Here is a 24949-nt window from a genome sequence, read left to right as displayed (position 1 = left end):
GGGCGGGGACGGGCCCGGTGTCAGACCGGAAGCTCGTACTGCGGCCAGCGCGACCGGAGTTGTTCGCGGGAGCGGAGGAGCGCCAGGGTCGGCAGGCCGCGGGCCGTTCCCGTGGTCAGGAGGTCCGGGAGCTGAGGGAGTGGAGCGACCGCCGCGACGTCGTCGAGGACGAGCGTGAGTGGTGGGTCGAGGCGACCGGAGGATGACCGTTCGGCCATGCGCCGGCCACGCTCGACCACGCTTGCGGCGAGAGCCGTGAGGAGCGGCATGGCGCCGGGGTTCGCCTTGGGGTCCTCGATGGGTTCGCCGACCACATAAAGCGTGCCCCCTTCGTTGACGAAGGAATCCAAGGCGAGGCTGTCAGTTCGGTTCGGAGTGCAGGACTCACGGATGTTGACCGTGCCGAAGGACGAAAGCGCACGCGCCGTCAGCTCCTGCGCGATGTCGCGGCGTTCGGGGTGCGAGATGAGGGCGGCCTCCAGCTCGCCGGCGGCGCCGGACGCGGCCTTGGGATTCGTCCGCAGGGCTCGTACCGCGTCCTGCACCTGGGAGCCCTGGGCCCAGCGGTGGACATGGCGGAAGGTCTTGCCCTCCACGGCAGCGGCGTGCAGATAGCTGCGCATGAGCGTTTCCGCTACATCGGCCATCGCCTGGTCCGCCTTGGCGGTGGGGCGCACCGGTGCGAGGAGCGCGGCAGCCCGGGCGGCCGCCGTCTCCTTGTCCTCGCAGCCTCCCGCGGGGGACCAGTGGAGCCGGGCCGGGGTGTCGCAGAGGTGGGCCGGGTCGTAGAGGAGGACGGGCCCCAGTTTGGCGCGGGCGTCCTTGGTCTCCGACCAGGTGCGGGGGTCGGAGGTGATGACGAGGGCGGGCCCCTCGGCGTCGCGTACGGCCTGGGCCGCGGTGGGGTGGCGGGTCTCGGCGGGGGCGAGGACGACGGCGCGGGTGGATGTCCACGGGGGCTTCGGCTGGGCTGCCTCCGCGGGTCGGGCTGCCGCGGCGGGTCCGGGTGCCGGTGCCCCGGTGGGGACGGCCTCCCAGCCGCCCGTACGTTCGCCCGTACGTTCGCCCGTAGGTTCGTGCGTCCACTCGCCCGCTCGCTCGGCCTCTGCTGCCGTGTAAGCGGCTTCCAGGGGTTGCGCCGGCATTGGCTGCCTCGTGGTGGGCCGCTGTTCCGTCCTGGCCGGCGGGACCAGCGGGCCGGGGGCGTCCGCGGACGCGGCGGCCTGTGCCCGTCTTCGGGTGCGTCCTGCCCGCCAGCGTGCCACCGTCCCCATCACGAACACCGTGAGGACCAGCAGCACCATCAACTGGCCGATGAACAGGCCCCAGAAGAGGCCGTAGCCGGACAGCTGCGCGGCGGGGGTGTCGGGCCAGGCACCGGGGATGTCGTGCGGCGCGCCGATCAGGTGCCGCATGGCCAGCGGCGTACGGGCGAAGGTGATCGTGTCCGGCCAGGCGCCGCGGGAGAACCAGCCCGCGAGGCCCGTCGCCGTCCACACCATCAGCGTCATGCCGAGAAGGAAGCCCAGCACCCCGACCAGCAGGCCGTCGGGGATGCCGCCCGCTGTCTCGCGCCGGGGCTCGTGCCGGTCGTCCTGTCTCATCTCACGCCACCGTGGACTCGGAGGAGCCGTCGAGATCGCTGAGGTGCTGCTCCATGAAGGCGGCCGCCCGTTCCTCGGCCTCCAGTTCGGCGGCGCGCATCGCGTCGTCGGAGAGGAGGAGGTCGGCGGACGACTCCGTCATCGCCCGGTCGGTGAAGACCAGCGGGCGTTCGGTCTCGGTGATGAGGTGCTTGACCACCTGGACGTTGCCGTTGACGTCCCAGACCGCGATGCCCGGGGTCAGCGTCGGGATGATCTCGACCGCCCAGCGGGGCAGGCCGAGGACCCGGCCCGTGGACCGTGCCTCGTCCGCCTTCTGCGCGTAGATGGTCCTCGTCGACGCCATCTTCAGGATCGCGGCGGCTTCCTTGGCCGCCGCTCCGTCGACCACGTCAGACAGATGGTGGACCACCGCCACGAAGGACAGACCGAGGCGCCGCCCGAACTTCAGCAGACGCTGGAACAGCTGTGCCACGAAGGGGCTGTTGATGATGTGCCACGCCTCCTCCACCAGGAAGATGCGCTTCTTGCGGTCGGGCCGGATCCAGGTGTGCTCCAGCCACACACCCACGATCGCCATCAGGATCGGCATGGCGATCGAGTTCCGGTCGATGTGCGACAGGTCGAAGACGGTGAGGGGGGCGTCCAGGTCGATGCCCACCGTCGTCGGGCCGTCGAACATGCCTCTCAGGTCACCGTCGACCAGCCGGTCCAGGACCAGTGCGACGTCCAGGCCCCATGCCCGTACGTCGTCTATGGCGACGTTCATCGCCTCGGCCGACTCCGGTTCGGGGTGGCGCAGTTGCTCCACGATGTCGGTGAGCACGGGCTGGCGCTCGACGATCGTCTCGTTGACGTAGGCGTGCGCGACCTTCAGGGCGAAGCCGGACCGCTCGTCGAGGCCGTGCCCCATCGCGACCTCGATGATGGTGCGCAGCAGCGCGAGCTGGCCCGTGGTCGTGATCGCGGGGTCGAGCGGGTTGAGCCGGATTCCCATGTCCAGGGCGGCCGTGGGGTCGAGCCGGATGGGAGTTATCCCCAGCTCTTCCGCGATGAGGTTCCATTCGCCGACACCGTCCTCGCCCTGGGCGTCGAGGACGACGACCTGGCGGTCGCGGAAGCGCAGCTGCCGCAGGACGTACGTCTTCTCCAGGGCGGACTTGCCGTTGCCGGACTCGCCGAGGACCAGCCAGTGCGGGGCCGGGAGCTGCTGCCCGTACAGCTGGAAGGGGTCGTAGATGTAGCCCTTGCCGGAGTACACCTCGCGGCCGATGATGACGCCCGAGTCGCCGAGGCCCGGTGCGGCGGTGGGCAGGTAGACCGCCTGTGCCTGGCCCGTGGACGTGCGGACGGGCAGGCGGGTCGTCTCGACCTTGCCGAAGAGGAAGGACGTGAAGGCGTCCGTCGCGGCGGACAGCGGATCCCGCATCAGTGCATCAGCCCCTACCTGCGGATTCCGGTGGCGAACGGGAGGGTGTTGACGAAGGCCCGGTGGTGCTCGCGGTCGCACCACTCCAGCTTCAGGTACGACTTGCCGGCCGAGGCGCGGATGGTGCGCTTGTCGCGCGCGAGGGCCTCGGGGGAGCGGGAGGAGACGGTGATGTAGCCGACGAGGTTGACGCCCGCGGCGCCGCTCGCGAGGTCCTCGCCCCGCTGGTCGAGGCGGTTGTGCGAGGCGACGTCGCGCGGGTCGACGGTCCGGTTCATCTTGGCGGCGCGGCTGGCCTCGGCCTCGTCGTTCGTCTTCTCGGTCAGCATGCGTTCGATGGCGATCTCGGTGGGTTCGAGGTCCATGGTCACGGCGACCGTGCGGATGACGTCGGGGGTGTGGACGAGGAGCGGGGCGAGGAAGTTGACGCCCACCGGGGTCATCGGCCACTCCTTCACCCAGGCCGTGGCGTGGCACCAGGGCGCGCGGGTGGAGGACTCGCGGGTCTTCGCCTGGAGGTACGTCGGCTCCATGGCGTCCAGCTCGGCCGGCCAGGCGTTGCGCTTGGTCATCGCCTGGATGTGGTCGATGGGGTGGTCCGGGTCGTACATCGAGTGCACGAGGGAGGCCAGTCGCCCCTGACCGAGCGGCTGGCGTACGCGGATGTCGGCTTCCTGGAGCCGGGAGCAGATGTCGGTCAGCTCGCGGGCCATGACGACGGCGAGTCCGGCGTCCCGGTCGAGCTTCCGCCCGCCCTGCGGCCGCGCCGCCCGTGCCATGGCCTGTGCCTCGGAGGCCAGTTCGCGCGAGTAGTGCATGCAGGCGACGAGATAGGCCCGGTGCTGCTCGCTGCTCGTGGACACCATCGACTGGAGCTGGTCGTAGGACTGCTGGAGCCATCCGGGAGCCCGCTCGTCGCCGCGTACGGCGACGTCCTTGGCGTGGGCGTCCGGGTCGGCGGGGAGGGTGCGGGCGAGCATCTGGAGGCGGGTGACGAAGCCGTCGCCGTTCGCCACGTGCTTGAGCAGCGTGCCGAAACGGTCGACGAGGGCCTCCTGGTCCTCACTGTCGCGCAGACCGACACCCGGCCCCTCGATCTCGATCGCGGCCGTCACGGTCCGCCGGTCGGCGTGCAGCAGCACGGCGATCTCGTCGGGTCCGAACGGGGCGGCGAGCCAGGAGATCCGCCCGATGCCGGGCGGCGGTCCGATCTCGATCTCCTTCCCGTCGACGCGGGTACCGGCCTCCATCACACGGCTGCGGTACTCCGTTCCCCGGCGCAGGCTCCGCTTGTAACTGCGGTTGATCTCGAACCACTTGTAGAACGTGCGGCGCTTGTACGGGACGTACACCGCGGCGAGCGCGAGCAGGGGGAAGCCCATGAGCAGCACGATCCGCAGGGACAGGACCGGGACGAGCAGGCCGCACATCATGCCCAGGAACGCGCCCCCGATGATGAGCGCGATCTCGCCGGACTCACGATTCCGGCCGACGATCGCGTTCGGCCGGGCGCGGCCGATCAGATATGTACGGCGGGGCGTGACCGGATGGGACACGTGGGACTCGGTCGTCAACGCCCTTCACCTCCCGTGCGGTTGGTACTGCTGTTGCGGGTATTGCTCGCGTGCGGGGTGTTGACCGGGCTGGTACGCGGTGGGGGTGCGGCGGAGGGGACAGATCCGCCGCCTCCGTTCGGCGTACGACTGCTGTGCGCGGCCACACCGCCGGACGCGGGGTTGGAGGGGCGCGCCTGGCTGTTGCCGCCCCCTCCACCGTTGTTGTCGGCGCGCGTGCTGTGCGTCTTGATGCCCTGTGCGACCAGGGTGGCCGGCGAGCTGATCACGGCGGCGGCCTTGCCTTCGGCGCCCTGCATGATGCGGTTGTTGCGGGAGCCGGCGATCTCGTCGCCGAAGCCCGGTACGAAGCGGTAGATCATCGCGCTGGCGAAGATGGCGAGCAGGATGATGGCGAGCCCGGAGACGACGGCGGAGAACGCGTCGGGTCCGCTGTCGGTGCTGAGGGCTCCGGCGAGGCCGAGCACTATCACGATGACCGGTTTGACCAGGATCACCGCGATCATGATGCCCGCCCAGCGGCGGACGTGGCCCCACAGGTTCTTGTCGACGATGCCGGAGTAGACGACGGTGCCGAGGAGGGCGCCGACGTAGAGCAGGGCGGCCCGGATGACCAGCTCCAGCCAGAGGACTCCGGCGGCGAGGATCGAGACCAGCGAGACGACGATCAGCATGATGGGGCCGCCGCCGATGTCGTCGCCCTTGTTCAGCGCGCCGGAGAACGTCCCGAAGAACGTGTCCGTCTGGTTGCCGGTCGTCTTGGCCAGCACCTCCGTCACGCCGTCCGTCGCCGAGACCACCGTGTAGAGGATCAGCGGCGTGAACGCCGAGGCCAGCACCGTCAGCCAGAGGAAGCCGATCGCCTCGGAGAGGGCGGTGCTGAGGGGGACACCTCGCACGGCCCGCTTCGCCACGGCCAGCAGCCACAGCAGCAGGGTCAGGATCGAGGACGCCGCGAAGACGACGGCGTACTGCTGGAGGAACTTGGGGTTCGTGAAGTCCACGTTGGCGGTGTCGTTCACGGCGGCCGAGAGTTTGTCGACGGTCCAGGAGGCGGCGTCGGCACAGCCCTTGGCCAGGGAGGAGAGGGGGTCCAGCGTGGACCCGAGCCCGGGGTTGTCACTCAGGCCTGACCGGCCGGATCCCTTGTTGTCGCTCTCGCAGTACTTTTTGGCAGGGCCGCGGACGAGATCGCAGGCGTTGCCGCTGGGAGTCGGGCTGGGGGCCGCGACGGCCTTGGTGGCCATCAGGACGGCAGCCGATTGCACCGCTGCCACCGTGGCGGCGAGCGAAAGGACACGGCGCTGCTTGTTAGCGGGCATACGTGAACCCTCCGTACTCCTCGACGGCCTTGGTCATGTCGTCCGCGGTGGAGGCCTTCTGGTCCCGTCCGACCGGGACGGGCCCGTCCTTCTGCGTGAAGTCGGTGACCTTCCAGTCCCCATTGACCCACTTCAGCTGGTAGGTCGTCGTGTACCAGCTCTCCGACACCGGGTTGGTGGACCCCTCGCCGGACAGGCCGAAGAGCGATGTGTACCAGAGCTCGACCGTGGCGCTGTTCGTGCTGGAGGCCTTGAGCTTGGTGCCGACGGGGATGATGCGGGAGATGAAGGTCTGACCGGCCGGCGCGGCACCGTTCTTGTCCAGACCGATGTTCGTCAGGAACTTCTCACTCGAGTACGCCGCGTCCAGGTCGGGCTGCCGTGCGGTGGCCACGTCGGGCACGTACACGGCGTCGACGATCGCGTGCCGCTGTTCGGTGTCGAACATGCCGGTCGACCCCAGCGCGACCCCGTAGTTGGTCGCCGCGCTCTGTGCGCCCTCGGCGGTGTGGGGGAAGCCCGAGGGGATGCCCGCGACTTTCGAGTCCACCGGGTGGTCGCCGGAGGCCGCCGTGGGAGAGGTCTTCGCCTTGTCGCCACTCTCACCGCCCGAGGAGGGCGAGTCGTCGCCGCGGTTCGCGAAGGCGATCGCGGCGATGAGGAGGACGACCACGCCGACCACCGTGATCAGGCTCCGCGAGGAGGATCCGCGGCGACGCGCGCCGCCGTAGACGTCGCCCGGGCGGTCGGGAAGGCGGGTGCGGGTCTGGCCGGAGCCTCCGTACCCCCCGTCCTCGCCGCGCGAGGCGTCGCCGTACCCGGGTTCGTCACCGAGACTCATGCCGCGTACGCCCCCTCAACCTCTCGCTGAACCAAGTAGTACGACGGTAGCCGTGCTGGTTCCCGCGCGGGCGCGGTGTGGTGACTCGACATCAGGGAAACGCAACCTCAGCCGGTGGGCACGACGGACGGGTGGGTCGGAGTGGAGAGAATCCGGGCGCGCCCGGCCGGGGACTGACGGTGCGCCAGGGGTGGCGCGCCCGGCCGGGCTACACGGCCATGCCGTACACGATGGTGAAGAGCGTGCCGAGGGATCCGATGATGAAGACTCCCGTGAGCCCGGCGATGATGAGGCCCTTGCCCTGTTCGGCGCTGAAGGTGTCGCGGAGGGCGGTCGCGCCGATGCGCTGTTTGGCCGCGCCCCAGATCGCGATGCCGAGGCAGAGCAGGATGGCGACCGCCATCACCACCTCGACCATCACCTTCGCTTCGTTGCCCAGGCTGCCGAAGGGGCCCCAGTCTGGGGCGATTCCACCGATGATTGTGTTGATGTCGCCCTTGTCGGCTGCGAAAAGCATGTAAGTCACCGCCCCTAGTGGGTAGTTCTGCACCCCCTGCCACTGCGCAGAGGTCGGGCCCATTCTCGCCGACAATGACGCCGTCGTATGTCGACTTGACGTCATTGGTTGGCGGGATTCGTACGAATTCCTTGTCACCGGCGTACGCGGGACCCTCGTGGGAGGCGTACGGCGGTATACGAAGAGTCGTATGGTCACTCTGTGTATCACGGCCGGTCACGCCGGGCAATGAAGTGGGAGCGAAACCTCGCGCGTGGTTCCGTCGTTGTCCCCTTCTACGGCTCACGCGCGGGACGCATTCGAACGGACGCGGCCCCGCGGTACCGCTTCTGACGGTCCGTCGAGCCGGTGTTCCCCGGGTCGCCGCGTCTGCGTGAGGTGGACGCAGTACGCCGAACCGATGATCCAAAGGTAGCTCCCTCCGGAGTGCCCCCGGACTTGCGCCCCTGCGGATATCGGTACAGGCTTATATAAGCGAGAGACGATAAGGTGAGGGCGTGCACGCATTCGACGTACTCGGGGACCCTGTGCGCCGCAGGATTCTGGAGCTGCTCGCCGACGGCGAGATGAGCTCAGGGGCGGTGTGCGAGGTCATCAGGGAAGAGTTCGGGATATCGCAGCCCGCCGTCTCGCAGCATCTGAAGGTGCTGCGGGAGAACGGCTTCGCGACGGTGCGGCCGGAGGGGGCCCGGCGGCTGTACGCGGTGGACTCGGAGCCGCTGCGGGACATCGACGTGTGGCTGGACCGGTTCCGCCGCTTCTGGACACCGCATCTGGACGCCCTGGGGACCGAGCTGGCACGGGGGAAGCGGGAGCGTCGCCTGCGGGAGTCCGGCGATGCCAAGGGAAGACCTCCGGAGGAGCAACCGTGATCGACGTGACCTACCAGATCAACGCCGTGCGCCGCACCGTCGGCACGCGCGAGTTCAAGGCGGGCGAGGCCCGTGTGGTGACGCTGAGTCAGACCTACGACGCGACGGTCGAGGACGTCTGGGACGCCTGCACCAGCGCCGGGCGCATCCCCCGCTGGTTCCTGCCCGTCTCCGGCGACCTCCGCCTCGGCGGGACCTACCAGCTGGAGGGCAACGCGGGCGGCACGATCGAGCGCTGCGAGCCGCCGGAGAGCTTCGCCGCGACCTGGGAGTACGGCGGCGAGGTCAGCTGGATCGAGGTCCGCGTGACCCCGGAGGGGGATCGCACCCGCTTCGAGCTCGAGCACATCGCCCACGTCGGCGACGAACGCTGGGAGCAGTTCGGGCCCGGCGCGGTCGGCGTCGGCTGGGACCTCGGCCTGATGGGCCTGGCCGGCCATCTCGGTTCCCCGGGGGGCTCCCTGGACCCGAAGGAGAGCATGGCCTGGCTCGCCTCCGACGAGGGCCTCCGCTTCATCACGCTGAGCAGCGAGAGCTGGTACGAGGCGAACGTCGCCGGTGGCGAGCCGGAGGAGGCCGCGCGGGCCTCGGCGGACCGGACCACGGCGGCGTACACGGGGGCCGAATCGGCGTGAGGCCGCCCGTCCTCACCTCATGAGCTGCCCTCGGCGGGAGCCGGGGGCGGCCCGTCCTCCAGCCCCGCCACGAAGTGGTCGAACTCGCCCGCCTGGACGCCCAGGACGAACGCGTCCCACTTCCTGCGGGTGGTGGTGACGACGTTCCCGGGGTCGCCGGTCTCCCGGATGTAGACCAGGTCGTCCTCGCCGAAGGCGAGTTCTATCCAGGGGCCCGGACCCGTCGCGCCCTCCGGGGCGGCGCGCACCCAGTCGAGGTTCGGGGGGATGTCAGTCACGGTCCTGCTCCTCCTCGCCCTGCTTGAGGGTACGGAGCAGAGAGCGGAAGGCCGCGGGAGCGGCGGTCAGTATCGCCCCGCTCGGGTCGCCGGACTCCGTGAGGTGGATCGCGCCGGAGGCGCGCTCTCCGGCCAGGTGGAGGCAGGCTTCTCCCTCGCCGCAGTACGAGGACTTCTGCCAGGTGGGGGTGGGCATGTCGGGTCCCTTCACAGGTCCTGGGCGATGGCGTGGATGAACTCGCGTGACTCGTGGGCGCCGAGGGCGAGGCCCGTCATGCGCTCCAGGAGTACGCGGTACTTGTCGAGCTGGGCCTCGGCGTCGAGCAGCGCGGAGCCGTGGGACTGGTCGAGGTGCACGGTGTCGAGCTGGGGGACCGCTCCGTGGGCGTACAGGATCGACTGCCCCGAGCCGGGGTAGGCGCCGACGGCGAACGGGATGACCTGGACGGTGATGTGCGCGTGCTCGCTCATGTCGAGGATGTGCCGGAGCTGCTTCGTCGCGACGGCGGGGCCGCCGAACTGCATGCGCAGGGCGGCTTCGTGGATGACGGCCCGATACGGCGTGGGGGAGTCCTTGAAGAGGACGGTCTGACGCTTGATCCGGAACGACAGCCGGTGTTCGACGTCGGGGGGTGAGAGCTCCGGTACGACCTGGCGGAAGACCTCGCGGGCGTGGTCGTGGATCTGGAGCAGGCCGGGCACATGGGCGGTGACTCCGGCGGACAGCCGGGTGGCGTGGTGCTCCATCTCGGCCAGGTCGATCAGGCCGCCCGGGAGGATCTCGCGGTACTCCTCCCACCAGCCGCGGATGCGCTCGGTGGCCATGTAGCCGAGCGCCTCGACGAGGGCTTTGTCGCCACAGTCGTAATGGGAGGCCAGGGTCCGCACTCGCTCTGGGCTCACCCCGGCGCGTCCGGCTTCCACGTTGCTGATCTGGTTCTGCTGGACGCCGAGCAGCTTGCCGGCCTGCGTGGAGGTCAGACCTGCACGCTCCCGGAGCTTGCGCAACTCGGTACCCAATCGGAGTTGGCGGCCCGTCGGGTTGCTTCTCACGGGGCTGGCCCGCCTCCCTCGCGCAGCAGGTCACCCACACGGGTGATAGATCATCACTTTCACAGAAACCGTGTAAGACCTTTTATGGATGCCGCTACTTTATAGCTCGGGCCTCGCCCAGAAGCACCCCGCTCGACGGAGCGGCCGCGGTCACTGGGCAACGTAGCGACACGACACCACCCAACTCCCCTCCGTGATCGGAGACTTCCATGGCAACCGTATCCCCGCCCTGGTCCTACACCCTCCAACTCCCGCACGATCCCCGTGCCCCGGGCGTCGCCCGTGCCACCCTGCGTGCCGTTCTCGCCGCCCATGGGCTCACCGAACTCGCTCCCACGGCCGAGCTGTTGGCCTCCGAACTGCTCACCAACGCCCATCTGCACGCACCCGGCCCCTCCGCTCTACGGGTCCTCTCGGCGGAGCCGGACCGGCTGCGGGTCGCCGTGTGGGACTCGGACCCGACCGTCCCGGCCGGGTTCCGGGAGGGCGTCCCCGCCGGCCCGGCCCCGGAGGACGGCGAGCACGGCCGGGGGCTGCACCTCGTCCGGGCCTGCGCCGACGCCTGGGGCGTCGCCGTGCTGCGCGAGCTGGGGGCGTCGCGGGGCGGGAAGCTGCTGTGGGCGGAGTGCCGGGGTGCCGGCCGGGGGGCTCGGGGCTGAAGCGGTGCGTGGTGGCCGCCGGGCACCGGTGGCCGGGCGGGGCGGGCTCTCACAGGTGATACTCGGACGGGTCCGAGGGTTTTGCTCACCCGCTCGGGGCAAGGTGAGAGGCGATGAAGCGCACCCGCGTCACCCGTCCCCCCGGCGCCCGGCGGCCCGCGCTGCTCGGTGCGGCGGCCCTGCTGCTGGCCGCGACGTCCGCGTCCGTGGCGGCGGCCGACGACGGCCCGGGACCGTTCGGCGTGACCGTCCAGGCCGCAGAGAACGGCCGGACCGCCCGAGTGGGTGCCCTGTTCCACGGGAGCGCCGCGAGCGGCGCCGACGGCGGGCACTTCTGCACCGCCTCCGTCGTGCACAGCGAGGGGCGGGATCTCGTGCTCACCGCCGCCCACTGCCTGGACGGGGCAGGAGCGCTCTCGTTCGCGCCCGGCTACCGGGACGGCAGCGCGCCGTACGGGTTCTGGGACGTCGAGGGGGTCTTCCTTCCCGAGGGGTGGACGGACGGCCAGGACGAGGACAGCGACATCGCCTTCGCCGTCCTCGGTACCCGCGACGGCAAGGAGGTCGAGGACGCCGTCGGGGGCGGGAACGCCTTCGCCGCGCACCGCGCCACCGGGGCCACCGCCGTCACCGCCACCGGGTACCCCAGCTCCGCAGACGCCCCCGTCACCTGCACGGACAAGCCCACCGCGCACAGCCGTACGCAGCAGCGCGTCGCGTGTCCCGCCTTCACCGGCGGGACCAGCGGAAGTCCCTGGGTGAACGGCGACGGGGCGGTCGTCGGGGTGATCGGCGGCCACGAACAGGGCGGGAACACCGCCGACGTCTCGTACAGCGCCGTGTTCGGGACCGAGGCCGCGAACCTCTACCGCGAGGCCGGCCGGGCGGGTTAGGGCCTGTCCGGCGCAATATGCGGCCGGCCTTGTGCGCGACAGCCCTGTCGCGCGGGGGCCGCCTCTACACTGACGTCGGCGGACTCCTGTGCGGTGAGGGGCGGTTGACGGTGCGTAAGGCATGGATCGCGGCGACCCTTGCCCTCGGAGCGGCGCTCAGCCTTGTGATGCTGCTCGTCGTCGGCGTCTACATGGTGGCCGGGAACCTCGCCAACGGGATCGGCGGCGGATCGGTCGGACTCGCCAAGGGAGCCGTACCCGCCGCGTACCAGCCGCTCGTTCAGAAGTGGGGCAATCTCTGCGGCGCGATCAACCCCGCGCTGCTCGCCGCCCAGCTGTATCAGGAGAGCGGATTCAATCCGAACGCGAAGAGTCCGGCGAAAGCGGAAGGGATAGCGCAATTCATTCCGGGGACCTGGGCCACGCACGGAGTCGACGGCGACGGGGACGGCGACCGCGACGTATGGGACCCGAATGACGCGATTCCGTCGGCCGCCTCGTACGACTGCCAGCTCGCCTCCTATGTGAAGGACGCGCCGGGGAACGTCACCGAGAACATGCTCGCCGCCTACAACGCGGGCGCCTACGCGGTCATCAAGTACGGGGGCGTGCCGCCGTACAAGGAGACCCGGAACTATGTGAAGACGATCACCACGCTCTCGAAGAGCTTCGCCGCGCCGGTGACCCGCGTGGACCCCTCGAAGCAGGCCGCCGCCGCCATCACGTACGCGCAGAAGAAGCTCGGCACGCCCTATCTGTGGGGCGGCAACGGCACCGCTGACCAGGGTGGACGCTTCGACTGCTCGGGGCTCACCAAGGCCGCGTACGAGAGTGTCGGGGTCACCCTGCCGCGCGTCGCCAACGACCAGTACAACGCCGGGCCGCACCCGAAGCGGGAGGAGTTGCTGCCAGGGGATCTGGTCTTCTTCTCGGACGACCTCACCGACTCCCGTGCCATCCGGCACGTGGGCATCTATGTGGGCGGCGGCTACATGATCGACGCCCCCAGGCCGGGTGCCGTCATCCGCTTCGATCCCGTCGACACACCCGACTACTTCGGGGCCACCCGGGTGACGGAGGATGGCGCGAAAGCGTTGCCCACTTCGGTCTGAACCCACCCTGATCTGCGACGATGTATCTCTCTTCGATAACGTCTGCGTGATCATTCCGTGGAGTGTGGAACGTAGTGGAGGGGACTGTGCGTTCCTTTTGACGTAGAGAACGGATCTACACCACGGGGGTGGATGGAGCGGCACGCGAAAGGGCGTGTCCGCGGGAAAGACGACGAAGGGGCCGCAGCACCATGGCTGGACTCGCCGAATCCGGTTCGAACCCCGACGTCGACCTGCTGTACGACATCAATGGCCTGGCCAAGGACGCGCCGCACTGGTTCGACCGGATCATGGAGTTCGTCGGCGAGTGGGGTCTCCTGCTCGCGATGGTCCTGCTGGTCGTGTGGTGCTGGTGGAGCGTCCGGCGCCGGGCCGACGCGGACGCGGCGTCGTCCGTGGCCGGACTCGTCTGGGCACCGCTCGCGGCCGGTATCGCGCTCCTCGTGAACGTTCCGATACGGGGTTTCGTGGAGCGCCCCCGCCCCTTCGTCGACCACCAGGGCCTCGACGTCCTCGTGAGCGGCAAGACCGACTTCTCCTTCGTCAGCGACCACGCGACGCTCACCATGGCGATGGGCGTCGGACTCTTCGTCGCCAACCGGAAGTTCGGACTCGCGGGGATAGGGCTCGCGCTGCTCGAAGGGTTCTGCCGGGTCTACATGGGCGTGCACTACCCGACGGACGTCATCGGCGGCTTCGCGCTCGGCACGGCCGTCGTCCTGCTGCTGTCGCCGCTCGCCATGGCGCTGCTGACCCCGGTCATGAAGGCCGTCGAGAAGGCTCCGCGCGCCGGCCTGCTGATCCGTGCGCGCGGCGCCGTGCCGGCTGGGCGGGAGACCCTGATCCCGGGGGCGCGGGCCGAGCACTCCGAGGAGCGGGACCTCGCGGCGTAGCGTCCGAGCCGCCCGGCCCTCCGGGCAGTGGGCGGCTGTGGCGCGAGGGCGCCGCAGCGACCGCGCCCCGGCGCGTACTGCCGGGGCGCGCGCCGCTCCCGCTCGGAGCGGCCCTGCCGTACCGGCCCTGCCCGTAGCGGCCCGGTGCCTGCCCGCGGTTACAGCGCCTGGGGGAACGAGAAGAAGCGGTCCGGGTCGTAGCGGTGCTTCAGGGTTGTGAGGCGCGTGGCCGCGTCGCCGTAGTACGCCTTGCGCCAGTCGGTCAGCGTCGCGTCCGTGTAGTTCTGGTAGGCCGCGCCCGAGGCGTGGCGGGCCATCGCGTTGTGGGCGCCGGTCAGCCAGGACTGGGCGGTGGTGCCGGAGGTGCCCGCCCGCCAGGAGGCGATGTACTGGGCGAGCATGCGCGAGCGGCGGTGCACGAACGCCGTGGACGTGGGTGAGACGCGGTTGACGGCGCCGCCGAGCGCGGTGAGGGCGATGCTGCCCGCGCCGCCGCGGACCGCGGATATCTGACTCAGGAGCGTCTGTACGCCGGCCGCCGATATCGAGCGGTCGAAGAAGTCCGAGCGGGCGGCGTACGTCTCGCGGCCGAGGGCGCCCTGCGGGCTGCGGCCCGGCGTCGAGCCCGGGAGGTGGCACTGGGCGTCGGCGGAGAAGGACGAGCAGCCCGCGTACACCTCCATCGAGTCCTCGTACGAGCGCCGCTTGAGGGTGACACTGCGCGCGGGGGAGCCGATCTTGTCGGCCAGCCGGTCCACGGCGTTCTGGAGTTCGCCGTAGGTGCCGAGGGAGAAGGCGGCCACGGAGACGGTGGGCGTGCCGCCGGCCGCGCTGGACAGGTGGCAGGACGACCAGATCTCGTCCGGCTGGCTCGGACCCCACTCCTGCCAGGCCTTCACCACGGCGGCCGCCTTGGCCCACGGCCAGGTCATGTACGCCGTGACCCCCTGCGGGGCCGGGTGGGTCTTGAAGCGGAGCTCGGTGACGACGCCGAAGTTGCCGTTGCCGGCGCCGCGCAGGGCCCAGAACAGGTCCTTGTTCTCGGCGGCGTTCGCGACGAGCTGCTTGCCGTCGGCGGTGATCAGCGTCGCCTGGGTGAGGCTGTCGCAGGTCAGTCCGTACGCCCGTGACACGACGCCGTGGCCGCCGCCGAGGGTCAGGCCGGAGACGCCCACGGTGGGGCAGGAACCCGCCGGGATGGTGACGCCCTTCGCGGCCAGCGCGCGGTACACGTCGATCAGCTTGGAACCCGCGCCGACGACCGCTTCGTTCGCCGACGCCCGGATCTTGTTCAGCTTGGACACGTCGATGACCAGGCGGCCGTTGCCGGAGGACCAACCGGCGTACGAGTGACCGCCGTTGCGGATCGACACCTTCACACCGTGGGCGCGGGCGTACTCCATGGTGGTGCGGATGTCGTCGGCGTGCGCGACATAGGCGACGGCGGCGGGCTTCAGGTTGTCGAAGCGCGTGTTGTACAGCTGGTGGGCGGCCGGCCAGCTGCGGTCGCCGGGGCGGACGAGGGCGCCGTCCAGCTGATGGGACAGCCCGGTCCAGTTGGCGGCCGCGCGGTTGGCGGAGGTCGCCGTGCGGATGCCGGTGCTCTCGGCGCCCGTGCTCTCGGCCGTGCCGGAGGCGCTGCCGCCGCCACTGTCGCTGCCGTTGCACGCGGACGTCGCCGCCGTCGCGAGGACGGCGGTGGCTCCGCCGATGAACGTACGCCGTTGCATGTGCGCCTCCCGTGGGTTCCGTGGAACGAGACGGGCGCCCGGGCCCTGGGGTTCCACGCGCGCATGTCGCAGAACCGCTACAGCACTCCGCATCCCAGCACGCGCGCACCGGACCGGGCACGGCGGGGTGGGTACGAGCGAGGGGTGGGTGCAATCGAGGGGTGGGGAGGAACGGGCCCTAGGCGATCACGGTCGCGATGTGGGCCACTCCGTCCGTACGGGCCTGGCTTCTGGCGCGACGAGCGGGGCCCTGCCAGCCACAGGTGCAGCGGGCCAGGCAGAACCGGCCCTGTTCGATCGTCGTCGTGAGGTGTTCGGGGGAAGCGTCCACGTGCTTCTGCTGCTCCACACCGACAACGTTACCCAAGGCAAGTGAACGGACTCCTCCCGCGTGACGAGCGCTCCCACCCGTCGTTAAGCGGAACGACAGGAAGGCCCAGGACGGACCGGCTGGGGGTCGGCGGACGATGGTGGCGCAGCAGCAGGGGCGGGCGGTCGTGGTCGCGCTCGCCGCGGCGGGGCTCATGGTCTGTGGCACCGGATGCTCGGGCGGCGGTGCCGTCGCCGACGACGTCCGCACCGGCCCCGGCACCGTCGAGACGCTGCGTCAGGCCGCGGGCGCGCTCGAGCGCGCGGGCACGGCGAAGGCCAGTACGTCGATGGAGATGGCCACCGGCGGGACCCGGGTCACCATCCGGGGGCAGGGCGTGTACGACTTCAGGAAGCAGACGGGGCGGCTGAAGGTGATGCTGCCGCAGGACCCCGCGGGGACGGCGGAGCACCGGCCGATCACCGAACTTCTCGCCCCGGGCGCTCTGTTCATGAAGAACCGGGGCGCAGGAGTGCCCGCCGACAAGTGGGTCCGCGTGGCGACGGGCGGTCTCACGGACGGGAACCTGGTCACGGGCGGCGCCACCGACCCGTACGCCGCCGCCGAACTGCTGCGCGGCGCGCGGACGGTGACCTACGTGGGGAAGACCGAGCTGGCCGGGGTCCCGGTACGGCACTATCGCGGGACCGCCGACCTGGACATCGCCGCGCGGGACGCCTCGCGGGGGCAGCGGCCGGCGCTGAGGGCGGCGGCGAAAGGGTTCGCCACCACCGAGGTGCCGTTCGACGCCTACCTCGACGACCAGGGGCGGCTGCGGAAGGTCCGGCACCGGTTCAGCTTCGTCAACGGGCAGCAGGAGGGCACCGTCGCGGTCGCCTCGACCATCCTGCTGTACGAGTTCGGCAGTCCCGCCGACGTACGGCTGCCGGATTCCGCGGACATCTTCGCCGGGAAGATCGCGGAGTAGTGGGTTCCGGAGAAATGGGCAAGAGCATCCGGAGCCGTAGCTTCACAGGAGGGCCGGAAATGGCCCTTCCGTGCCATGCGCTGTGCGTAGGCCGCTCCCTACTCTAGGAAGTCGGTGACGGCAGGAAGAGGTGATGCACGTGGCTCCGGTCGGCGGTACGGCAGTTCAGGACCACGTGGCCCTCGCCGAGATCGAGCTGTGCGGCGAGCTGATCATCGCGGCCTCGGCCGCCCACGAGGACCGGCTCAGCCTCGAGAGCATCGACGAGGTGCTGAAAGTGGCCGAAGAACGCACCCGTGAGCGGGGTGCGGCGGAGTAGTCCTTCCCCGGTTCTTCCCGGGGACCGGAGCTCCGTTCCTACGCCCCGCCCGGCGTCTCGCACGGCGTTCCGCCCGCTCGGAAGGCGCGCGACCCGCGCCTCACACGCATCGCGGATGTCCTGAACACCCCGCCGGCGTCCCGAACACCCCACTGTGCGCCGTACGGCACATATGTCATCAGCGTCCGATTCGTCGTACGTGTCGGATACATCGCATGCGTCGTATCTCTCACTTCCCCGTGGTCCGCGTCGCTCACCCCGCGGCCCACGCGGCCCACGCGGCCCACGCGGCCCACGCAGCCCACGCGTCTCTCATGTGCGGAGCAGGCGGCCGATCGCCTTCGTCGCTTCCTCGACCTTCGCGTCGATCTCGTCGCCGCCCTTGAGGGCCGCGTCCGCGACGCAGTGGCGCAGGTGCTCCTCCAGGAGCTGGAGGGCGAAGGACTGGAGGGCCTTCGTGGAGGCGGAGACCTGGGTGAGTATGTCGATGCAGTAGACGTCCTCGTCGACCATCCGCTGGAGACCGCGGATCTGCCCCTCGATGCGGCGCAGCCGCTTCAGGTGCTCGTCCTTCTGCTGGTGGTAGCCGTGGATGCCGCGGTCGTGGTCGGTCACGATCTCCTGCGCGTCGCCGGAGGGCGCCGTCGCGCCGGCCTCGGTGGTCGTCATCGCGTCCTCCTGCTGGATCCGATCGGCGATCATGTCTGAAACGCCACATACATATACCCCTGGTGGGTATATGGTATCGAACTTTGCTGGGTATGGAGCCCTTGCCCGGCGCCGGTACCGGACCCCGTGCTGATCACTGTGATTGATGGGCGACACTGGGGGACGGCCCATTAGCCGTGGCCGGATGATGCGCCTAGCATCAGCCTGACCGAACCGAAGCACCCCGAGGACCCCAACGTGCGCTTTCGTCTGACCCCCAGGGAGACGAGCTTCTACGACATGTTCTCCGCATCCGCGGACAACATCGTCACGGGCTCGAAACTCCTCATGGAACTGCTCGGGGCGGACGCGTCCGCCCGGGCCGAGATCGCAGAGCGTATGCGGGCCGCGGAACACGCCGGTGACGACGCGACACACGCGATCTTCCACCAGCTGAACTCCTCCTTCATCACGCCGTTCGACCGCGAGGACATCTACAACCTCGCCTCCTCCCTCGACGACATCATGGACTTCATGGAGGAGGCCGTCGATCTGGTCGTCCTGTACCAGGTCGAGGAACTGCCCAAGGGCGTCGAGCAGCAGATCGAGGTGCTGGCGAGAGCCGCGGAGCTGACCGCCGAGGCCATGCCGAACCTGCGGACCATGGACAACCTCACCGAGTACTGGATCGAGGTCAACCGTCTGGAGAACCAGGCCGACCAGATCCACCGGAAGCTGCTGGCCCACCTCTTCAACGGCAAGTACGACGCCATGGAGGTGCTGAAGCTCAAGCAGATCGTGGATGTGCTGGAGGAAGCGGCCGACGCGTTCGAGCATGTGGCGAACACGGTGGAGACCATCGCCGTCAAGGAGTCCTGACCCGTTCATGGACACCTTCGCTTTGATCGTGACCATTGGGGTCGCGCTCGGATTCACGTACACGAACGGCTTCCACGATTCGGCGAACGCCATCGCCACATCCGTGTCCACGCGTGCCCTGACGCCGCGGGCCGCGCTCGCCATGGCCGCGGTGATGAACCTCGCCGGCGCGTTCCTCGGCAGCGGGGTCGCCAAGACCGTCAGTGAGGGGCTGATCCAGACGCCCGAGGGCTCGAAGGGGATGGGCATCCTCTTCGCGGCGCTCGTCGGCGCGATCACCTGGAACCTGATCACCTGGTACTTCGGTCTGCCGTCCTCGTCCTCGCACGCCCTGTTCGGCGGCATGGTCGGCGCGGCGCTGGCCGGGGGGACGACGGTCTACTGGAGCGGGCTGCTCGACAAGGTCATCATCCCGATGTTCCTGTCGCCGGTCATCGGTCTGCTCGTCGGCTATCTCGTGATGACCGCGATCATGTGGATGTTCCGGCGGTCCAACCCGCACAAGACCAAGCGCGGATTCCGTATCGCGCAGACGGTGTCCGCGGCCGGCATGGCGCTCGGGCACGGTCTCCAGGACGCCCAGAAGACGATGGGCATCGTGGTGATGGCGCTGGTCATCGCCGGCGAACAGGGGCCGAACGACCCGATCCCGGTCTGGGTGAAGATCGTCTGTGCGGCGATGCTGTCGCTGGGTACGTACGCGGGTGGCTGGCGCATCATGCGGACGCTCGGGCGGAAGATCATCGAGCTCGATCCTCCGCAGGGCTTCGCCGCGGAGACGACCGGTGCGTCGATCATGTTCGCGTCGGCCTACCTCTTCAAGGCGCCGATCTCCACGACCCATGTCATCACCTCGGCGATCATGGGTGTCGGGGCGACGAAGCGGGTGAACGCCGTGCGGTGGGGTGTCGCCAAGAACATCGTCCTCGGCTGGTTCATCACCATGCCGGCGGCGGCGGTCGTCGCGGCGGCCGCCTTCTGGGTCGTGAACCTGGCGTTCCTGTAGGAGCGGGGCGCTCCTACGGCGCCCAGTTTTCAAGGGCCGGTCCTCAGGGGCCGGCCCTTGGTGTTTTCGCCCCCTCCGCCCCTGCCCTTCCCGACCCCGGGGGCTGCGCCCCCAGACCCCCCTTCGGCCTGAACGGCCTCGTCCTCAAGCGCCGGACGGGCTGGAGGGTGCCTGTTCGTCGGGAGGGGGAGTGCCGGACGGGGTGGGCGGTGCCTGCTTGTCGGGAGGGCGAGTGCCGGACGGGCTCAGGGTGGAAGGTGCCTGTTCGTCGGGAGGGGGAGTGCCGGACGGGGTGCGTCGGCGGTGCGGTCAGGGTGACGACCCGGGTGCCGGCGGGCCTGGTGGAGAGGTGGTGCGGGGAAAACGAGCGGGCCCGCCCCCGGGAGCCAGGGGCGGGCCCTTCTCGTCCTCGCGGTGGCACCGCCATGCAGCACCGCGAGGGGTCTTCGGGAGGAGGTCCGGTCAGCCGAAGCGACCGGAGATGTAGTCCTCCGTGGCCTGGACGGACGGGTTGGAGAAGATGCGCTCCGTGTCGTCTATCTCGATGAGGCGGCCGGGCTGGCCGACCGCGGACAGGTTGAAGAACGCGGTGCGGTCGGAGACGCGGGCGGCCTGCTGCATGTTGTGCGTCACGATGACGATCGTGAAGCGCTCCTTCAGCTCACCGATCAGGTCCTCGATGGCGAGGGTGGAGATCGGGTCCAGGGCCGAGCAGGGCTCGTCCATGAGGAGGACCTGCGGCTCCACCGCGATCGCCCGCGCGATGCACAGACGCTGCTGCTGACCGCCGGACAGGCCGGACCCGGGCTTGTTCAGCCGGTCCTTGACCTCGTTCCAGAGGTTCGCGCCCTTGAGGGACTTCTCGACGATGTCGCCGAGCTCGGCCTTCTTGTACGAGCCGTTGAGCTTGAGGCCCGCCGCCACGTTGTCGAAGATCGACATCGTGGGGAAGGGGTTGGGACGCTGGAAGACCATGCCGATGGTGCGGCGCACGGCGACGGGGTCGATCCCGCTGCCGTACAGGTCCTCGTCGTCCAGCAGCACCTTGCCCTCGACACGTCCGCCGGGGGTGACCTCGTGCATGCGGTTCAGGGTGCGCAGGAAGGTCGACTTGCCGCAGCCGGAGGGGCCGATGAAGGCCGTCACCGAGCGGGGCTCGACCGTCATGGAGATGTCTTCGATCGCCTTGTGGGCGCTGTAGTAGGCGGTCAGACCGCTTACGTCGATTCGCTTGGCCATGTCAGTCACTGCTTCTTTCGCGAAGGTTCGGGTCGCTGATCGGCCGCGTCAGCGGCCCGTCTTGGGCGCTTTCCAGCGTGCGATGGCGCGCGCACCCATGTTGAGGATCATGACGAAGAGGATGAGCGCCAGTGCTGCCGCCCAGGCTCGGTCGGTGGCCACGTCGGTTCCCGCGCTGTACTGACGGTAGATGTACAGCGGGAGCGAGGCCTGCGGGCCGTCGAACGGGTTGCTGTTGATGAAGTTCGTACCCCACACCAACAGCAGCACAGGGGCGGTCTCGCCGGCGATACGCGCGACGGCGAGCATCACACCCGTGGTGATACCGCCGATGGACGTCGGCAGGACCACCTTGATGATGGTGCGCCACTTCGGGATGCCGAGCGCGAGGGAGGCCTCGCGCAGCTCGTTCGGGACGAGCTTGAGCATCTCCTCGGTGGAGCGGACCACCACGGGCATCATCAGGATCGACAGGGCGAGCGCGCCGGCGAAACCGGAGTAGCCCATGTCGAGGATCAGGATCCAGAGGCTGAGAATGAACAGGCCGGCGACGATCGACGGGACACCGGTCATCACGTCGACGAAGAAGGTGACCGCCCTGGCGAGCTTGCCCCGTCCGTACTCGACGAGGTAGATCGCGGTCAGCACGCCGATCGGCACGGCGATCAGGGTCGCGATGCCCACCTGCTCCAGGGTGCCGAGGAGCGCGTGGTAGATACCGCCACCGGGCTCGTTGTCGGCGATCACACCCATGGAGTGGCTCAGGAAGTACATGTCGAAGGCCTTCACGCCACGCTTGACGGTCTCCCAGATCAGGGAGGCCAGCGGGATGACGGCGATGACGAAGCAGGCCCACACCAGGTTCGTGGCGACGCGGTCCTTGGCCTTGCGGCGGCCCTCGACGCGCGCGGCGACGACGTACGTACCGAGGACGAAGAGGATCGCGGCGATCAGGCCCCACTGGACCTTGCTGTCCAGGCCGGCGGCCAGACCGATACCGGCGGCCACGACGAGGGCCCCCGCGGCGATGGCCCAGGCGGACCACTTGGGGAGGCTGCCGCCGCGCAGGCTGCTGGCGTGCTTGCGGGTGACGGGTGCGTTGCTCATGCGTTGGCCCCCGAGTACTCCTTGCGGCGGTTGATGATGTAGCGCGCCGCGCCGTTGACCAGCAGGGTGATGACGAACAGGACGAGACCCGAGGCGATCAGGGCGTCCTGGCCGAACTCGTTGGCCTCGTTGAACTTGCTCGCGATGTTCTGCGCGAAGGTGCCGCCGCCCGGGTCGAGCAGGCTGGCGTTGATCTCGAAGGTCGGGGAGAGCACGGTGGCGACGGCCATCGTCTCGCCGAGCGCGCGGCCGAGGCCGAGCATCGAGGCGGAGATCACGCCGGAGCGGCCGAAGGGCAGCACCGACATACGGATGACCTCCCAGCGCGTGGCGCCGAGGGCCAGCGCGGCTTCCTGGTGCATCTGCGGTGCCTGCCGGAAGACCTCACGGCTGACGTTGGTGATGATCGGGAGGATCATGATCGCGAGCAGGATGCCGACGGTGAGCATCGAGCGGGGCGCTCCGCCCTGCCACTCGAAGATGCCGGTCCAGCCGAAGTAGTGGTCGAGCCAGCCGAACAGGCCGGTCATGTGCGGCACGAGGACGATGGCGCCCCAGAGGCCGTACACGATGGACGGGACGGCGGCGAGCAGGTCGATCACGTACGCGATGGGTCCGCCGAGCCTGCGCGGCGCGTAGTGCGTGATGAACAGGGCGATGCCGACCGCGACCGGGACCGCGAGGGCCATGGCGATGATCGCGGAGACCACCGTGCCGAAGGCCAGCACCGCGATGCCGAAGACCGGCGGTACGAGGTTGGTGTTCCACTCGAACGTGGTGAGGAAGTTCCCCTCGTTCTTGCTCAGCGCGAGGGAGGCGCGGTAGGTGAGGAAGACCGCGATGGCGGCCATGATCACCAGGAGCAGGATGCCGGAACCGCGGGAGAGCGCGAGGAAGACGCGGTCGCCGGGGCGGGTCGCGCCGCGGGCCGCGCGCTTCTGCAGGGCATCGGAAGGCGGGGGGGTCGGGGGAGGTGCTTCGGTGTTCTGTGTCGATATGTCCATCAGGAGTCTCCGGTCTGCGGAGCCGGATCGAGTGGCGGCTCCAGGCGGCGGTGCACCGGACGGTGCGGCCCGCCTCGGCGAGGCGGGCCGCACACTCGGGTCAGCTCAGGTTCGAGAGGGTGCTGCGAACCTTGGTGATGATCTCGTCGGGGATCGGCGCGTACTGCGCGGCGGTCAGCTGCTTCTGGCCGTCCTCGCTCGCGATGTAGGTGAGGAAGGACTTGGTGGCGGCCAGGGTGTCGGCCTTGTTGCCCTTCTCGCAGACGATCTCGTAGGTGACCAGCGTGAGCGGGTAGGCGCCCTCGGCGGTCGGCTTGTAGTTCAGCTCCAGGGCCAGGTCGTTGCCGACGCCGGCGACCTTGGCGGTGGAGATGGCCTTGGTGGCGTTCTCGACGGTGGCCTTGACCGGGGTGGGGGCGTCCGTCTTCAGGTCGACGGTCTTGATGCCGTCGGCGGCGTAGGAGAGCTCGAAGTACGAGATCGCGCCCGAGGTCTGCTTCACCTGCTGGGCCAGGCCGGAGGAGCCCTGCGCGGACTGGCCGCCCTTGGCCTGCCAGGCCTTGCCGCCGGAGTAGCTCCAGTCGGAGGGGGCGACGGCCTTCAGGTACTTGGTGAAGTTGTCGGTGGTGCCGGACTCGTCCGAGCGGTGGAACGCCTGGATCTTGGTGCTGGGGAGCTTCGCGTCGGGGTTCAGGTCCGCGATCGCCTTGTCGTCCCACGTCTTGATCTTGCCGTCGAAGATCTTGGCGATCGTGGAGGCGTCCAGCACGAGGTTGTCGACACCGTCGACGTTGTAGCCGAGCGCGATGGGGCCGCCGACCATGGGCAGGTCGACCGCGGGGTTGCCGTCGCAGACCTTCTTGGCGGCCGTGATCTCCTCGGGCTTGAGGGGCGAGTCCGAACCGGCGAACGCGGTCTGGCCCTGGGTGAACGCCGTGACACCGGCGCCCGAGCCCGTCGGGTTGTAGTTGATCTGGACGTCCTTGCAGGCGGCCGTGTAGGCCTTCACCCAGGCGTCGATCGCGTTCTTCTGCGCGGAGGAGCCGGAGGCCTGCAGCTGACCCTTGGCGTCGTCGCACTTGATGGAGCCCGCGGCCGCGGTCGGCGCCGAGCTGCCGCCACTGCTGCTGTTGCCCGTGTCGTCAGAGCCGCACGCCGTGAGGGCCAGGGCGCCGGAGACGGCGAGAGCACCGAGGGTGAGGGCCCGCCGGTTCATGCGCTGAAGCTTCACTTCGGGAGTTCCTTCCAGGAGCCGCCGTCTGGTGGCGGCGTGCGAGGTCTGTGTCATGCGGTCCGTAGCGATGCGGTGAGAACGTCCAGGACGTCCCTCGCACCGGGTAAGGCCGAAATTAGGCAGATCAGGTGAAGGCGCCGATGGCCATAAGTGAACGGGGGGTGAACCCCTGACGGCGGTGCGGTGAGGTCACGGAACGCTTACGTCGAGGACACGGCTGCATCCCGGCTCAGGGGGCCGGAAGGGAAACTCTAGGTAATCGAACGGGGCCGCCCGTGTTTCTCAGGGCACATGCTTCCGGCATCCCTCATTCGCCTCACTTTTCCCTTGAGTACCGGCGAGTGGCGGTGCTCACCACGAAGAGTGAGCTCGGGCGGCGTCAGGCCAGCCGCAGCGCGTTCAGCAGCGCGTCCACGAGATCGCAGTCGCGCGGCTGGGAGAGACGGTGGCGGGCGGCGGCGGGGGAGAGCCAGAGGACACGGTCGACCTCGTCGTTCGGGGTGAAGTGACCGTCGGCCGCCTCGGCCGCCCAGTAGCGGACCTCCTTCGGGCGGCCGCCGACGAGGTACTGGAGGGTGGGCAGGACCGCCCCGGGGACGGCGCCGTAGCCCGTCTCCTCCTCGACCTCGCGGAGCGCGCCGGCCAGGGTGTCCTCGCCGCGTTTCAGCTTGCCCTTCGGGTGCGACCAGTCGTCGTACTTGGGCCGGTGGACGAGACAGATCTCCAGCGCGGAGTCCACCGGGGAGCGGCGCCACAGGACGCAGCCCGCCGCTTGGATGGTGTCGTCGGCCATGGGGCCTCCC

27 protein-coding genes are annotated in these 24949 nt (G+C 69.7%); 10 read left to right on the top strand and 17 right to left on the bottom strand.

The genetic code is table 11. The features are described from left to right. Nucleotides 1-20: 20 nt before the first annotated feature. The 6 genes from OG788_RS22245 to OG788_RS22220 all read right to left on the bottom strand — a co-directional run bounded on the left by OG788_RS22245 (nucleotide 21) and on the right by OG788_RS22220 (nucleotide 7287). Entirely contained in the window at nucleotides 21-1604 is a 1584-nt protein-coding gene (locus tag OG788_RS22245; protein ID WP_406372978.1) for a type IV secretory system conjugative DNA transfer family protein, read from the bottom strand. 1 nt (nucleotide 1605) lies between these two features. After that, entirely contained in the window at nucleotides 1606-3033 is a 1428-nt protein-coding gene (locus OG788_RS22240) for an ATP-binding protein (RefSeq protein ID WP_406372977.1), read from the bottom strand. A 14-nt stretch (nucleotides 3034-3047) separates the two neighbouring features. Further along, on the bottom strand, nucleotides 3048-4607 hold the full coding sequence (locus tag OG788_RS22235) for an SCO6880 family protein (RefSeq protein WP_351536918.1): 1560 nt from the start codon (nucleotides 4605-4607) through the stop codon (nucleotides 3048-3050). Further along, complete coding sequence (locus OG788_RS22230; RefSeq protein WP_406372975.1) at nucleotides 4604-5929, bottom strand: hypothetical protein; 1326 nt, start codon at nucleotides 5927-5929, stop codon at nucleotides 4604-4606. Before OG788_RS22230 ends, OG788_RS22235 begins: the two co-directional genes overlap by 4 nt. Next, on the bottom strand, nucleotides 5919-6770 hold the full coding sequence (locus OG788_RS22225) for a hypothetical protein (protein WP_406372973.1): 852 nt from the start codon (nucleotides 6768-6770) through the stop codon (nucleotides 5919-5921). Before OG788_RS22225 ends, OG788_RS22230 begins: the two co-directional genes overlap by 11 nt. Nucleotides 6771-6978: 208 nt before the next feature. Continuing rightward, nucleotides 6979-7287: a hypothetical protein gene (locus tag OG788_RS22220; RefSeq protein WP_037622434.1), complete on the bottom strand. Its 309-nt coding sequence runs from the start codon at nucleotides 7285-7287 to the stop codon at nucleotides 6979-6981. Between the two features lie 497 nt (nucleotides 7288-7784). Between OG788_RS22220 and OG788_RS22215 the strand changes: the two genes are divergently transcribed. After that, on the top strand, nucleotides 7785-8159 hold the full coding sequence (locus OG788_RS22215; RefSeq protein ID WP_351536927.1) for a metalloregulator ArsR/SmtB family transcription factor: 375 nt from the start codon (nucleotides 7785-7787) through the stop codon (nucleotides 8157-8159). Next, a complete protein-coding gene (locus tag OG788_RS22210; protein ID WP_406372972.1) occupies nucleotides 8156-8794 on the top strand; it encodes an SRPBCC family protein in 639 nt (212 codons plus the stop codon). Before OG788_RS22215 ends, OG788_RS22210 begins: the two co-directional genes overlap by 4 nt. 17 nt (nucleotides 8795-8811) lie before the next feature. Here OG788_RS22210 and OG788_RS22205 read toward each other — a convergent pair whose 3' ends face one another. Genes OG788_RS22205 through OG788_RS22195 form a run of 3 tightly spaced genes read right to left on the bottom strand, consistent with a single transcriptional unit; the run spans nucleotide 8812 to nucleotide 10125 of the window. Then, a complete protein-coding gene (locus OG788_RS22205; RefSeq protein WP_406372970.1) occupies nucleotides 8812-9072 on the bottom strand; it encodes a DUF397 domain-containing protein in 261 nt (86 codons plus the stop codon). Then, entirely contained in the window at nucleotides 9065-9268 is a 204-nt protein-coding gene (locus OG788_RS22200) for a DUF397 domain-containing protein (RefSeq protein WP_351536934.1), read from the bottom strand. Before OG788_RS22200 ends, OG788_RS22205 begins: the two co-directional genes overlap by 8 nt. Nucleotides 9269-9279: 11 nt before the next feature. Continuing rightward, a complete protein-coding gene (locus tag OG788_RS22195) occupies nucleotides 9280-10125 on the bottom strand; it encodes a helix-turn-helix domain-containing protein (RefSeq protein WP_406372968.1) in 846 nt (281 codons plus the stop codon). Between the two features lie 209 nt (nucleotides 10126-10334). Here OG788_RS22195 and OG788_RS22190 point away from each other — a divergent pair, with 209 nt between their 5' ends. The 4 genes from OG788_RS22190 (at nucleotide 10335) to OG788_RS22175 (ending at nucleotide 13682) form a co-directional block, all read left to right on the top strand. Continuing rightward, on the top strand, nucleotides 10335-10784 hold the full coding sequence (locus OG788_RS22190; protein WP_406372967.1) for an ATP-binding protein: 450 nt from the start codon (nucleotides 10335-10337) through the stop codon (nucleotides 10782-10784). Between the two features lie 113 nt (nucleotides 10785-10897). Then, a complete protein-coding gene (locus OG788_RS22185) occupies nucleotides 10898-11677 on the top strand; it encodes a trypsin-like serine peptidase (protein ID WP_406372966.1) in 780 nt (259 codons plus the stop codon). Nucleotides 11678-11781: 104 nt separating this feature from the next. Further along, nucleotides 11782-12789: an NlpC/P60 family protein gene (locus tag OG788_RS22180; RefSeq protein WP_406372964.1), complete on the top strand. Its 1008-nt coding sequence runs from the start codon at nucleotides 11782-11784 to the stop codon at nucleotides 12787-12789. A gap of 191 nt (nucleotides 12790-12980) precedes the next feature. Beyond that, entirely contained in the window at nucleotides 12981-13682 is a 702-nt protein-coding gene (locus tag OG788_RS22175; RefSeq protein WP_406372962.1) for a phosphatase PAP2 family protein, read from the top strand. A 158-nt stretch (nucleotides 13683-13840) separates the two neighbouring features. On the opposite strand, the gene OG788_RS22170 is transcribed toward OG788_RS22175, so the two are convergent. Then, nucleotides 13841-15412, bottom strand: coding sequence for an FAD-binding oxidoreductase (locus OG788_RS22170; protein WP_406372960.1), 1572 nt, complete (start codon nucleotides 15410-15412; stop codon nucleotides 13841-13843). Between the two features lie 178 nt (nucleotides 15413-15590). Next, nucleotides 15591-15761: a hypothetical protein gene (locus OG788_RS22165; protein WP_351536953.1), complete on the bottom strand. Its 171-nt coding sequence runs from the start codon at nucleotides 15759-15761 to the stop codon at nucleotides 15591-15593. 118 nt (nucleotides 15762-15879) lie between these two features. On the opposite strand from OG788_RS22165, the gene OG788_RS22160 reads away from it, so the two are divergent. Together OG788_RS22160 and OG788_RS22155 are read left to right on the top strand one after the other, a co-directional pair. Next, nucleotides 15880-16710, top strand: coding sequence for a hypothetical protein (locus tag OG788_RS22160; protein ID WP_406372959.1), 831 nt, complete (start codon nucleotides 15880-15882; stop codon nucleotides 16708-16710). Between the two features lie 133 nt (nucleotides 16711-16843). Further along, nucleotides 16844-17029, top strand: a complete 186-nt coding sequence (locus OG788_RS22155; protein WP_266760236.1) for a hypothetical protein — start codon at nucleotides 16844-16846, stop codon at nucleotides 17027-17029. Nucleotides 17030-17341: 312 nt separating this feature from the next. Here the strand turns inward: OG788_RS22155 and OG788_RS22150 are convergent, their stop codons facing one another. Next, entirely contained in the window at nucleotides 17342-17698 is a 357-nt protein-coding gene (locus OG788_RS22150; protein WP_261702111.1) for a metal-sensitive transcriptional regulator, read from the bottom strand. Between the two features lie 237 nt (nucleotides 17699-17935). Between OG788_RS22150 and OG788_RS22145 the strand changes: the two genes are divergently transcribed. Both OG788_RS22145 and OG788_RS22140 read left to right on the top strand, forming a co-directional pair. Then, nucleotides 17936-18556: a DUF47 domain-containing protein gene (locus OG788_RS22145; protein WP_266760234.1), complete on the top strand. Its 621-nt coding sequence runs from the start codon at nucleotides 17936-17938 to the stop codon at nucleotides 18554-18556. A 7-nt stretch (nucleotides 18557-18563) separates the two neighbouring features. Then, the gene (locus OG788_RS22140; RefSeq protein ID WP_351536960.1) at nucleotides 18564-19562 is read left to right on the top strand and encodes an inorganic phosphate transporter; all 999 of its coding nucleotides are present in this window, start codon (nucleotides 18564-18566) and stop codon (nucleotides 19560-19562) included. Between the two features lie 462 nt (nucleotides 19563-20024). Here the strand turns inward: OG788_RS22140 and pstB are convergent, their stop codons facing one another. The 5 genes from pstB to OG788_RS22115 form a co-directional block, all read right to left on the bottom strand. Next, entirely contained in the window at nucleotides 20025-20801 is a 777-nt protein-coding gene (gene pstB / locus OG788_RS22135) for a phosphate ABC transporter ATP-binding protein PstB (RefSeq protein WP_351536965.1), read from the bottom strand. 48 nt (nucleotides 20802-20849) lie between these two features. Beyond that, nucleotides 20850-21908 carry a phosphate ABC transporter permease PstA gene (gene pstA, locus OG788_RS22130; protein WP_406372957.1) on the bottom strand — a complete coding sequence of 353 codons (1059 nt, stop codon included), beginning with the start codon at nucleotides 21906-21908 and terminating at the stop codon, nucleotides 20850-20852. After that, a complete protein-coding gene (gene pstC, locus OG788_RS22125; RefSeq protein ID WP_351536971.1) occupies nucleotides 21905-22912 on the bottom strand; it encodes a phosphate ABC transporter permease subunit PstC in 1008 nt (335 codons plus the stop codon). The genes pstA and pstC overlap by 4 nt, the downstream gene beginning before the upstream one ends. A 100-nt stretch (nucleotides 22913-23012) precedes the next feature. Further along, entirely contained in the window at nucleotides 23013-24143 is a 1131-nt protein-coding gene (gene pstS, locus OG788_RS22120) for a phosphate ABC transporter substrate-binding protein PstS (protein WP_351536974.1), read from the bottom strand. 382 nt (nucleotides 24144-24525) lie between these two features. Next, entirely contained in the window at nucleotides 24526-24939 is a 414-nt protein-coding gene (locus OG788_RS22115) for an NUDIX hydrolase (RefSeq protein WP_356758094.1), read from the bottom strand. Between the last annotated feature and the right edge of the window lie 10 nt (nucleotides 24940-24949).

The sequence above is a fragment of the Streptomyces sp. NBC_00647 genome, assembly GCF_045207245.1.
Taxonomy (GTDB): Bacteria; Actinomycetota; Actinomycetes; order Streptomycetales; family Streptomycetaceae; genus Streptomyces.
This window is presented reverse-complemented; position numbering and strand designations above follow the sequence as displayed.

Bases quoted from the DNA above. Each gene is read 5' to 3' on its own strand.
- OG788_RS22245 (WP_406372978.1), bottom strand. From the start codon at position 1,604: ATGAGACAGGACGACCGGCACGAGCCCCGGCGCGAGACAGCGGGCGGC.
- OG788_RS22240 (WP_406372977.1), bottom strand. From the start codon at position 3,033: ATGCGGGATCCGCTGTCCGCCGCGACGGACGCCTTCACGTCCTTCCTC.
- OG788_RS22230 (WP_406372975.1), bottom strand. From the start codon at position 5,929: ATGCCCGCTAACAAGCAGCGCCGTGTCCTTTCGCTCGCCGCCACGGTG.
- OG788_RS22225 (WP_406372973.1), bottom strand. From the start codon at position 6,770: ATGAGTCTCGGTGACGAACCCGGGTACGGCGACGCCTCGCGCGGCGAG.
- OG788_RS22220 (WP_037622434.1), bottom strand. From the start codon at position 7,287: ATGCTTTTCGCAGCCGACAAGGGCGACATCAACACAATCATCGGTGGA.
- OG788_RS22200 (WP_351536934.1), bottom strand. From the start codon at position 9,268: ATGCCCACCCCCACCTGGCAGAAGTCCTCGTACTGCGGCGAGGGAGAA.
- OG788_RS22190 (WP_406372967.1), top strand. From the start codon at position 10,335: ATGGCAACCGTATCCCCGCCCTGGTCCTACACCCTCCAACTCCCGCAC.
- OG788_RS22185 (WP_406372966.1), top strand. From the start codon at position 10,898: ATGAAGCGCACCCGCGTCACCCGTCCCCCCGGCGCCCGGCGGCCCGCG.
- OG788_RS22175 (WP_406372962.1), top strand. From the start codon at position 12,981: ATGGCTGGACTCGCCGAATCCGGTTCGAACCCCGACGTCGACCTGCTG.
- OG788_RS22170 (WP_406372960.1), bottom strand. From the start codon at position 15,412: ATGCAACGGCGTACGTTCATCGGCGGAGCCACCGCCGTCCTCGCGACG.
- OG788_RS22160 (WP_406372959.1), top strand. From the start codon at position 15,880: ATGGTGGCGCAGCAGCAGGGGCGGGCGGTCGTGGTCGCGCTCGCCGCG.
- OG788_RS22155 (WP_266760236.1), top strand. From the start codon at position 16,844: ATGCACGTGGCTCCGGTCGGCGGTACGGCAGTTCAGGACCACGTGGCC.
- OG788_RS22150 (WP_261702111.1), bottom strand. From the start codon at position 17,698: ATGACGACCACCGAGGCCGGCGCGACGGCGCCCTCCGGCGACGCGCAG.
- OG788_RS22140 (WP_351536960.1), top strand. From the start codon at position 18,564: ATGGACACCTTCGCTTTGATCGTGACCATTGGGGTCGCGCTCGGATTC.
- pstB (WP_351536965.1), bottom strand. From the start codon at position 20,801: ATGGCCAAGCGAATCGACGTAAGCGGTCTGACCGCCTACTACAGCGCC.
- pstA (WP_406372957.1), bottom strand. From the start codon at position 21,908: ATGAGCAACGCACCCGTCACCCGCAAGCACGCCAGCAGCCTGCGCGGC.
- pstC (WP_351536971.1), bottom strand. From the start codon at position 22,912: ATGGACATATCGACACAGAACACCGAAGCACCTCCCCCGACCCCCCCG.
- OG788_RS22115 (WP_356758094.1), bottom strand. From the start codon at position 24,939: ATGGCCGACGACACCATCCAAGCGGCGGGCTGCGTCCTGTGGCGCCGC.